The organism is Streptosporangium sp. NPDC000396 (genome assembly GCF_042898655.1).
Classification (GTDB): Bacteria; Actinomycetota; Actinomycetes; order Streptosporangiales; family Streptosporangiaceae; genus Streptosporangium.
The window spans coordinates 26,616-34,400 of sequence record NZ_JBIAZA010000052.1; the positions used below are offsets into that span (position 1 = coordinate 26,616).

8 protein-coding genes are annotated in these 7,785 nt (G+C 69.1%); all 8 read left to right on the forward strand.

Going from position 1 to position 7,785, the window contains the following annotated elements:
* Window positions 1–47 precede the first annotated feature (47 nt).
* Window positions 48–1,646 carry an FAD-dependent monooxygenase gene (locus ACFY2X_RS45370; RefSeq protein ID WP_389951108.1) on the forward strand — a complete coding sequence of 533 codons (1,599 nt, stop codon included), beginning with the start codon at window positions 48–50 and terminating at the stop codon, window positions 1,644–1,646.
* A 240-nt stretch (window positions 1,647–1,886) separates the two neighbouring features.
* Window positions 1,887–2,750 (forward strand): hypothetical protein, encoded by an 864-nt coding sequence (locus ACFY2X_RS45375; protein WP_389951111.1) that lies wholly within the window; start codon window positions 1,887–1,889, stop codon window positions 2,748–2,750.
* Window positions 2,751–2,932: 182 nt separating this feature from the next.
* The gene (locus ACFY2X_RS45380) at window positions 2,933–4,735 is read left to right on the forward strand and encodes a peptidoglycan-binding protein (RefSeq protein ID WP_389951114.1); all 1,803 of its coding nucleotides are present in this window, start codon (window positions 2,933–2,935) and stop codon (window positions 4,733–4,735) included.
* Window positions 4,728–5,405 carry an ABC transporter ATP-binding protein gene (locus tag ACFY2X_RS45385; RefSeq protein ID WP_389951117.1) on the forward strand — a complete coding sequence of 226 codons (678 nt, stop codon included), beginning with the start codon at window positions 4,728–4,730 and terminating at the stop codon, window positions 5,403–5,405. The genes ACFY2X_RS45380 and ACFY2X_RS45385 overlap by 8 nt, the downstream gene beginning before the upstream one ends.
* A gap of 2 nt (window positions 5,406–5,407) precedes the next feature.
* A complete protein-coding gene (locus tag ACFY2X_RS45390; protein ID WP_389951120.1) occupies window positions 5,408–6,586 on the forward strand; it encodes an ABC transporter permease in 1,179 nt (392 codons plus the stop codon).
* Window positions 6,587–6,657: 71 nt separating this feature from the next.
* On the forward strand, window positions 6,658–6,867 hold the full coding sequence (locus tag ACFY2X_RS45395) for a hypothetical protein (RefSeq protein ID WP_389951124.1): 210 nt from the start codon (window positions 6,658–6,660) through the stop codon (window positions 6,865–6,867).
* A gap of 261 nt (window positions 6,868–7,128) precedes the next feature.
* Window positions 7,129–7,476, forward strand: coding sequence for a hypothetical protein (locus ACFY2X_RS45400; protein ID WP_389951136.1), 348 nt, complete (start codon window positions 7,129–7,131; stop codon window positions 7,474–7,476).
* A 67-nt stretch (window positions 7,477–7,543) separates the two neighbouring features.
* On the forward strand, window positions 7,544–7,785 hold a 242-nt coding region (locus ACFY2X_RS45405), incomplete at its 3' end, for a hypothetical protein (protein ID WP_389951138.1).

Below are 7,785 nucleotides of genomic sequence, written 5' to 3' on the forward strand. Positions count from 1 at the left end.
ATACAACGCATTCTACGATACAGTGTATTGAAAAATACAGTGTATAGATGGGAGTCACGCGGATGGAGTCGACATCGGTGCTGGTCGTCGGCGGTGGGCTGGTAGGCCTGTCGGCGGTGGTGTTCCTGTCCTGGTGCGGAGTTCCCGCAATGGTGGTCGAGCGCCATGCCGCAAGCTCGCCGCATCCACGCGCGGTCGGCTACACACCCCGGACGATGGAGCTCTTTCGAGCGGTCGGATTGGGCTCGCATGTCCCGCAGGTACCGCCCGGCTCCCAGCTGCGCCGGGCTCGAGTGCACAGCCTGGCCGGACAGTGGTTCGAGGAGTCCTCGTGGACGCCCCAGAGCAGTGACAGACCCAGGATCGAATACTCGCCGCACACAGGCGCGGCGATCGCCCAGGACCGGCTCGAACCCATACTTCGCGACAAGGCCGTCGAACTCGGGGCCGATATCAGGTTCGGCACCGAACTGCTGTCCTGGCACCAGGACGGCGAAGGGGTGCTGGCCGTGCTCCGTACCAGGGATGGCGTCGAACACGCGGTGCGGTCGGACTACCTGATCGCGGCCGACGGCAACCGCAGTCCCATCCGGGAGGCGTTGGGGGTCGGCCGCACCGGCCGCGGCCATCTCAGCACCTCGCGCAGCGTGTTGTTCAAGGCCCCGCTTGAGGAGTATCTCCAGGAGGGAGTCAGGCAGTTCGAGATCGACCAGCCAGGACTCCAAGCGTTTCTCACCACTTACGGCGACGGCCGCTGGGTACTGATATTCGCCGACGACCAGGAACGCGACCAGGACACGCTGAGGACCATGGTGTTCCAGGCGATCGGCCGGACAGACCTGGAGATCGAGCTCGTCAACACCGGCCGCTGGGAGCTCAGCGCCCTGGTCGCGGACCGTTTCGCATCCGGCCGGGTCTTCCTCGCCGGGGACGCGGCGCACACCCTGCCCCCATCCCGCGGCGGCTACGGCGCCAACACCGGCATCGACGACGTCCACAATCTCGCCTGGAAACTGTCCTCGGTCCTGTCGGGCGAGTCGACGCCCCAACTGCTCGACACCTACGACGCCGAGCGACGCCCGATCGCATGGCTGCGCCACCAGCAGATATTCGCCCGCGCCGACTACCGCCGGCACGCAGGGGCTTCCACTGACGACATACCGATCATTGACGACGACGCAATGGAGTTCGGGCAGTTGTACAGATCGGCCGCGGTGCTCACGGCCGGCGACGAACTGCCGCCCGCGGCCCGGCCCGAGCAGTGGGCCGGGCAGCCCGGGACCCGTGCGCCACACCTGTGGCTGAGCCGGGACGGCGAGCGTCTATCCACACTGGACCTGTTCCAGCGCGGGTGGGTCCTGCTCGCCGAGAACGACCACTGGGCCGCCGCGGCCGAGCAGGCCGCCGAGTGGACCGGCGTCACAGTGGACTGCCAACGGATCGGCGGCCGGCTCCAACCGCACGAGCCGGAAGAGTTCCTCCGCGCCTTCGGGCTCTCCCAGGACGGCGCGACCCTTGTCCGGCCGGACGGCTACATCGCCTGGCGCTCTCGCGATCTGCCCGCCCAGCCGGCCGAAACGCTGACCGTGGCGCTGGGCCAGGTGGCCTTCGCCACCCACCACGTCACCGCCGGCCGTACGGTGTGACCGGGAGCGGTCACCGGTCGAGGGCGTACGTCGCTCGCTGCCCTCGATCCGTGCATCGCGCTTCAGGCGCGTTCAGGTTCGCTTCAGCAAGCCCTGGAGAAAGTGAACCGGCTCGCGGCCCAGTACCGCGAGACCAACCCCGATAGACGAACTCCGATGAGCGGGCCTGATCGCACGGTTGCGCCGCGGTGTCGCTTCGTGCTGTCCCGCTCATCCCCTTGTAACCGACGAGAGGCCCCCATGATTCGATCCCGCAGATCGCTCGCAACCGTGGTGGCCGGCGCGGCCCTGCTGGCCGCCATGACCGGCTGCGCTTCGACCGGTCAGGCGCAGCCATCGGCGGCTCCTTCCGTGGATCCCCAGAACAAGCAGCGCCAGAACCAGGCCCAGCTCGCCGTCTGCATGAAGGGCAAAGGCTTCACCTACCACCCTGTCGTGTCCGCGCCGGACCTCCCCGAAGAGCAGAAGAAGGAGATGTCCGGCGACTACGAGGCCATGAAGAAGCACCGGAGCAAGTACGGCTTCGGCTGGGCCGCCTCGATCGTCTACCCGAACGACCCGGGCGGGCGCATGGCCGCCCGGACCGTTGAGGGCCCGGGCGACGACCCGAACGCGAAGGTCATCGCCGGGCTGTCGAAGGCGCAGCGGGACGCCTACTTCGCCGGGATGGACACGTGCATGCTGGAGATGCTCAACAAGGCCACCGGCCGCAAGATGACCTCCATGCGGGAGGCGATGAAGGCCCAGTCCGAGATGATGAAGCAGGCGATCAACCGCGAGCTTAACGGCGACGCCCGCCTGGTGGAGCTGGCCGGCCAGTTCGCCGACTGTCTCAAGGGCAAGGGCTTCACGGTCAGCTCCCAGCAACCCGTCGAGATCGCCAACAGCACCGAGGAGCCGTTCGGGCGGGAGCTGAGCAAGCTCGGCGAGAAACCCACGCCCGAGCAGGCCCGCCCTCTCCTGGCGCGCGAGATCAAGGCCGCGCTGGACGACCTGGAGTGCGGCAAGGATTTCTACGCCGCCTACCGGCCCAAGCTGAGCATCGTCTACGAGCAGGCCGGCCTGTTCGCGGGCATGGGCGTGCCCATGGCCGTCGAGGAATAGCCCCTGAGGGCCCGCCGCTTCCACCCCTCACTCAATTCCATCGAAGCGAGTTCAGTATGCGCAAGTTCAGGGCGTCCGCAGGTGAGCCGGCCGCGGAGCCCGGCGGACCCGGCGGTCCAGGCACAGCCAGGTCGGGTGTCTCGAAGGCCGGTCTCTCGAGGAACAAGGTGTTGGCCGGTGTCGTGGCCACAGTGGTGGCGCTCGCCGGCATCGGCTGGGCGGTGGGTGCGGATCTGCGCTCTCCCGCCGACCAGTTGGCCGCGCGCCGTCCGCCGAAGCCGTCCCTGGTCACCGCACTGGTCGAACGGCGGAAGCTCACCAGTACCGTCACCGTCAACGGCACGCTCACCTACGGCTCCCCTCTGCCGGTCACGCTGGCCGGCACGGTCGGCGTGACCGGCGCCACGGGCGGAGGCGGTACGGGCGGAGGCGGCGGCACGCCCCAGCGCGTCACCAAGGCACCCCAAACCGGCCCGATCCGTGAGGGTGACGTGCTGATGCAGGTCAACGGGCGGCCGGTGTTCGTCTTTCGCGGGCGGCTGCCGATGTACCGGCCGCTGGTGCCGGGCACCGAAGGCGACGACGTACGCCAACTGCAGCGCGCGCTGCGCCGCGAGGGCGTGCGGGTGCCCGTCTCGGGCGTCTTCGACCAGGCCACCGTCACCGCGGTGAAACGCTGGTACGCCAAGCGTGGCTACCAGGCCCAGGAGCCTGACATGGAGGCGCGTAAGAACCTGCAGACCTACCGCGAGACCGTGCGCAACAGGCAGGCGGAGCTGGCCGAGGCCCGTAAGGCGCTGGAGGAGGGCCTCGATGTCCAACCGCTGAAGCTGCGCCTCGACAACGCCCGCCGCGACCTGCGCTCGGCCGAGCGGGCGCTGCGGGAGGCGCTGCGGCAGGACATGACCCTCGATCAGGTCGCCAAGCTGACGAGCCTGCGGCAGGCTGTGCGCACCGCCGAGGAAGCAGTGCTCGCGGCCGAGAAGGAACTGAACGAGGCCAGGGAGCAGAACAACAACACCCCGCCGCCCTCGCCGACGCCGTCCGGCACACCCTCCGGCACCCCGCCACCACCTGAACCACCGCTACCCACTCCCACACCGTCCCGCTCGACGGACACCCGCCTGCTGGAGATGAAGCTCGCCAACGCCCGGCAGACCCTGTCCGAGGCCCGCAAGGCCGTGGACGACCACTTCGAGCAAGTCCGCGATGAGCAGGACAAGCGGCTGGAGGAGCTGCGCAAGGCGGTGCGCACCGCGAAGGAAGCCGAGGCCACCGCCAAGCAGAGCCTGCGCCGGGCCCGGGAGGTCTCCCCGCTGCGGATGAAGGTCAGCAACAGCGCCGCCGGCCTGGCCGACGCCCGCGACATGCTGGCCGAGTTCCTCAAGACTTACGGCGTCAGCGTCCCGGCGGGCGAGGTCGTCTTCCTCCCGACGCTGCCGGCCCGTATCGACAAGGCCGAGGGCAAGCCCGGCGACACCATCGAGTCCAAGGTCGCCACCGTGACGAGCTCCGCCTTCGCGATCACCGGTTCGGTGGAGGCCAAGGAGGCCAAGCTGCTGCGCCGGAACCAGAAGGCCACCATGGAAACCCTCGACGGCACCTTGCTGCCGGCTCGGCTCACCGCCACCGGGGAGGCCGCCCGCGTCACCTCGGAGGACAAGAAGAAGGACACGCCCGACACCGGCTCGGTGCCGGTCCTGCTCACTCCCGACACCGCCAAGGGGCTCAAGGCCCTGGTCGGCTCGTCGCTGACGGTGCGGATCTCCGTCGGCTCGACTGAAGGGGAGGTGCTGAGCGTGCCGGTCGCCGCCGTCGTCACCTCCGCCGACGGCCGCCCCCGGGTACGGGTGGCGCTCGACGGCGACAGGACCCGCGAGGTCGAGGTGCGCACCGGGCTGACCGCCGACGGAAATGTGGAGATCACGCCCGTGCAGGCCGGTACGGTCAAGGAAGGCGACCGGGTCGTGGTGAGCGATGCCTGAGCCCGTGATCGAACTGACCGGCGTCTGCCGGGACTTCCCCGCCGACCCGCCGGTGCGCGCGCTGGACGATGTCACCCTGCGCGTCGACCACGGCGACTATCTGGCCATCATCGGCCCGTCCGGGTCCGGCAAGTCCACGTTGCTCAACATTCTCGGGCTGCTGGACCGGCCGAGCTCGGGCTCGTACCGGCTGGATGGCATCGAGACCACCGCCCTGCGCGACGGCGCGCGAACCCGGCTGCGCGGCGCGCGCATCGGGTTCGTCTTCCAGTCCTTCCACCTGCTCTCCCACCGGACGGTGGCGGAGAACGTGATGCTCGCCGAGGTCTACGGGCGGTCCCCGCGTCGCGGTCGCCTGGCCCGCGCCGAGCAAGCGCTGGAGCAGGTGGGCATGGGACACCGCGCCGGTTTCCGGCCGGGCCAGTTGTCGGGCGGCGAACGCCAGCGGGTGGCCATCGCCCGCGCCCTGATGGCCAGGCCGTCCCTGTTGCTGTGCGACGAGCCCACCGGCAACCTCGACAGCCGCAACACCGAGGCCGTGCTCGACCTGTTCGACGGGCTGCGTTCCCAAGGGCTGACCATCCTGGTGATCACCCACGAGGACGAGGTCAGCGCCCGCGCCAAGCGCCGGGTACGCATCGGTGACGGCATCCTGACCGAGCAGGGATGAGCATGAACATCCGCGATCTGTGGGCCGAATCCCTCGCGGGGATGCTGGCCCGTCCCGTCCGATCGGCCCTGACCACCCTGGGCACCGTCCTGGGGATCACCACGCTGGTGGTCACCATGGGCATCGCCGCGACCGCCGGCAACCAGATCGTCGGCCGCTTCGATGAACTGCTGGCCACCAGCGTCACCGTCGAGGTGCCGCAGAACAGCCGCCAGGCCCTGGTGTCGTGGGAGGCCGCCGCGGAACTGCGGAGGCTGCGCGGCGTGGTGTCGGCTACGGCGCTGGCGCAGAGCGACAAGAGCTCCAACCTCGTGGTGACCGCCAACAACCTGCTCGACCCGACCCAGGTGACCGGGCAGACGCTCGCCGTCGTCGCGGCCACCCCGGACCTGCCGGCCACCACTCGCGGCAGACTGCTGACCGGCCGCTTCTACGACGCGGGCCACCTCACCCGAGGCGACCGCGTCGTCGTGCTGGGTGAGCAGGCCGCTGCCATGCTCGGCATCACCCGGCTGGACCACGCGCCGGCGGTGTTCATCAACGACCGCGCTTATACCGTCATCGGCATCATCGGCGGCCTGCAGCGCGAGCAGATCCTCGCCAGCGCGGTCCTGGTGCCGCCCACCCTCGGCCCCGACTTCGGCCTGAAGAACGTCACCCGTGTTCTGGTCGGCACCCAGCTGGGCGCCGCCGAGCTGATCGCCCGCCAAGCCCCGCTCGCCCTCAGTCCCAACCACACCGGGGAACTCCAGGTGGTCGCCCCGCCCAGCCCCAAACGCGCCCGCGACGGCGCCCAGGACGACGTCAACGGCCTGTTCCTCATCCTCGGTCTGGTCTCCCTGATCGTGGGCGCGGTCGGGATCGCCAACGTCACCCTGGTCACCATCATGGAACGCGTCGCCGAGATCGGCCTGCGCCGAGCCTTGGGGGCCGCCCGTCGCCACATCGCCGCCCAGTTCCTGCTGGAGTCCAGCCTGATCGGCCTGACCGGTGGAGTCATCGGCGCCAGTCTGGGCACCGTCGCCGTCGTTGTGGTGGCGGCCGTCCGCCAGTGGACCCCGGTGCTGGACATCCGTCTGGCTCTGGCCGCCCCTGCGGCCGGCGCGCTGGTCGGGCTTTTGGCCGGCCTGTATCCGGCCTTGCGTGCCGCCCGGATGGAGCCCGTCGACGCCCTGCGCTGACCGGCGACCGGCCGGGCAGGAGTCGAGCAGTGCCTCTACCGCCACCGTCAGCCGAAATCACTTCACGACAGGTGGTCGGCCTCCCCGAGCGCCTCGAGGTGGCCGATGACAGCCTCACCACTTGGAGCGAGTGCTACCTCGATCCGGCCGTGCGTGGTGTGCGTTCAGCCGAGGTCACCGGCAAGCTTGCCCGTCATCTGGGACGGTTTCGCGCGTGGATCATCGACGGGCTCGAGCGCGACCAGCTCTCGGCGGTCACTGTCCGCGAGGTGACCGTATGACGCGACCGCGCGTTCCTTGATCTCCGCGCGCACCTGAGTGCGGTAGCGCTCACGGGGGTCATCGTGTCCGGCTCCGCCATGACCTGCCGTCTTCCCATCCGTGAAGCTACATCTTGAAGCTTTAGTTAGAAGGTATCACGAATCTTATTGACTCTCCTTTCCTGGACTGTTATACCTTCTAACATAAGAATGATGCTGTAGCTGATCGTGGGTTTGCGGCGCGGATCACAGCCGTGTACCCGCCACCCGAAGGGAAACGCCATGACGACCGTGTCCACGTCACTCGCCCGCACTGACCGGCGCACTCCGCCGGCGGTGACCGTCTCCTCCTGGGCGGTCCCCGTCATGGTGCTCGGCCAGTTCGCCCTGATGGCGATCGTCCCGGTCGCCATCGCGCTGGTCGGCGCTCTCCGCCACGTCCGCGACCGGACGGTCCGCTGGGCGGCCGCCCTTCTCGCCCTCACGTACGCGATCCCGCTCGTCATCTGGCTGACGCGGCCCGACGGCGCGCCGAGCCTGTCCAAGGACATCCACCCCGCGTTCGTCGGGTTGATCGTCGCCGCCTCCGCCGCACTCATCGTAGCCATCCTCCGAGCCCGCCGGCACTGAAGGAGCGCGCCGCCATGCCCCTTGCACCGAACGTGCACCTCCCCATGGCAATGAGTCGGAGGCGCTAATGAACGTGAAGACAGGTAACCAACGCCGGAGCACAGTGGAGGCCGATATGAACGCCGGAGAACTCTTCCGGCGACGGTGCCGGAAAGGTCGTGCTGACCTCATAACGCACGGCGCCGCCCACGGCCCCGCCGTGACCGAGCGGCCATATATTGCGTCGAACCTTTACCGGCCCCCCGTAGTCGAAGAGAGCATGATGAAGACGATGATCGGGGCCTCGCTCCTCGCCGGCGCGTTGCTGGT

Bases quoted from the DNA above. Each gene is read 5' to 3' on its own strand.
- ACFY2X_RS45370 (WP_389951108.1), top strand. From the start codon at position 48: ATGGGAGTCACGCGGATGGAGTCGACATCGGTGCTGGTCGTCGGCGGT.
- ACFY2X_RS45375 (WP_389951111.1), top strand. From the start codon at position 1,887: ATGATTCGATCCCGCAGATCGCTCGCAACCGTGGTGGCCGGCGCGGCC.
- ACFY2X_RS45385 (WP_389951117.1), top strand. From the start codon at position 4,728: ATGCCTGAGCCCGTGATCGAACTGACCGGCGTCTGCCGGGACTTCCCC.
- ACFY2X_RS45390 (WP_389951120.1), top strand. From the start codon at position 5,408: ATGAACATCCGCGATCTGTGGGCCGAATCCCTCGCGGGGATGCTGGCC.
- ACFY2X_RS45400 (WP_389951136.1), top strand. From the start codon at position 7,129: ATGACGACCGTGTCCACGTCACTCGCCCGCACTGACCGGCGCACTCCG.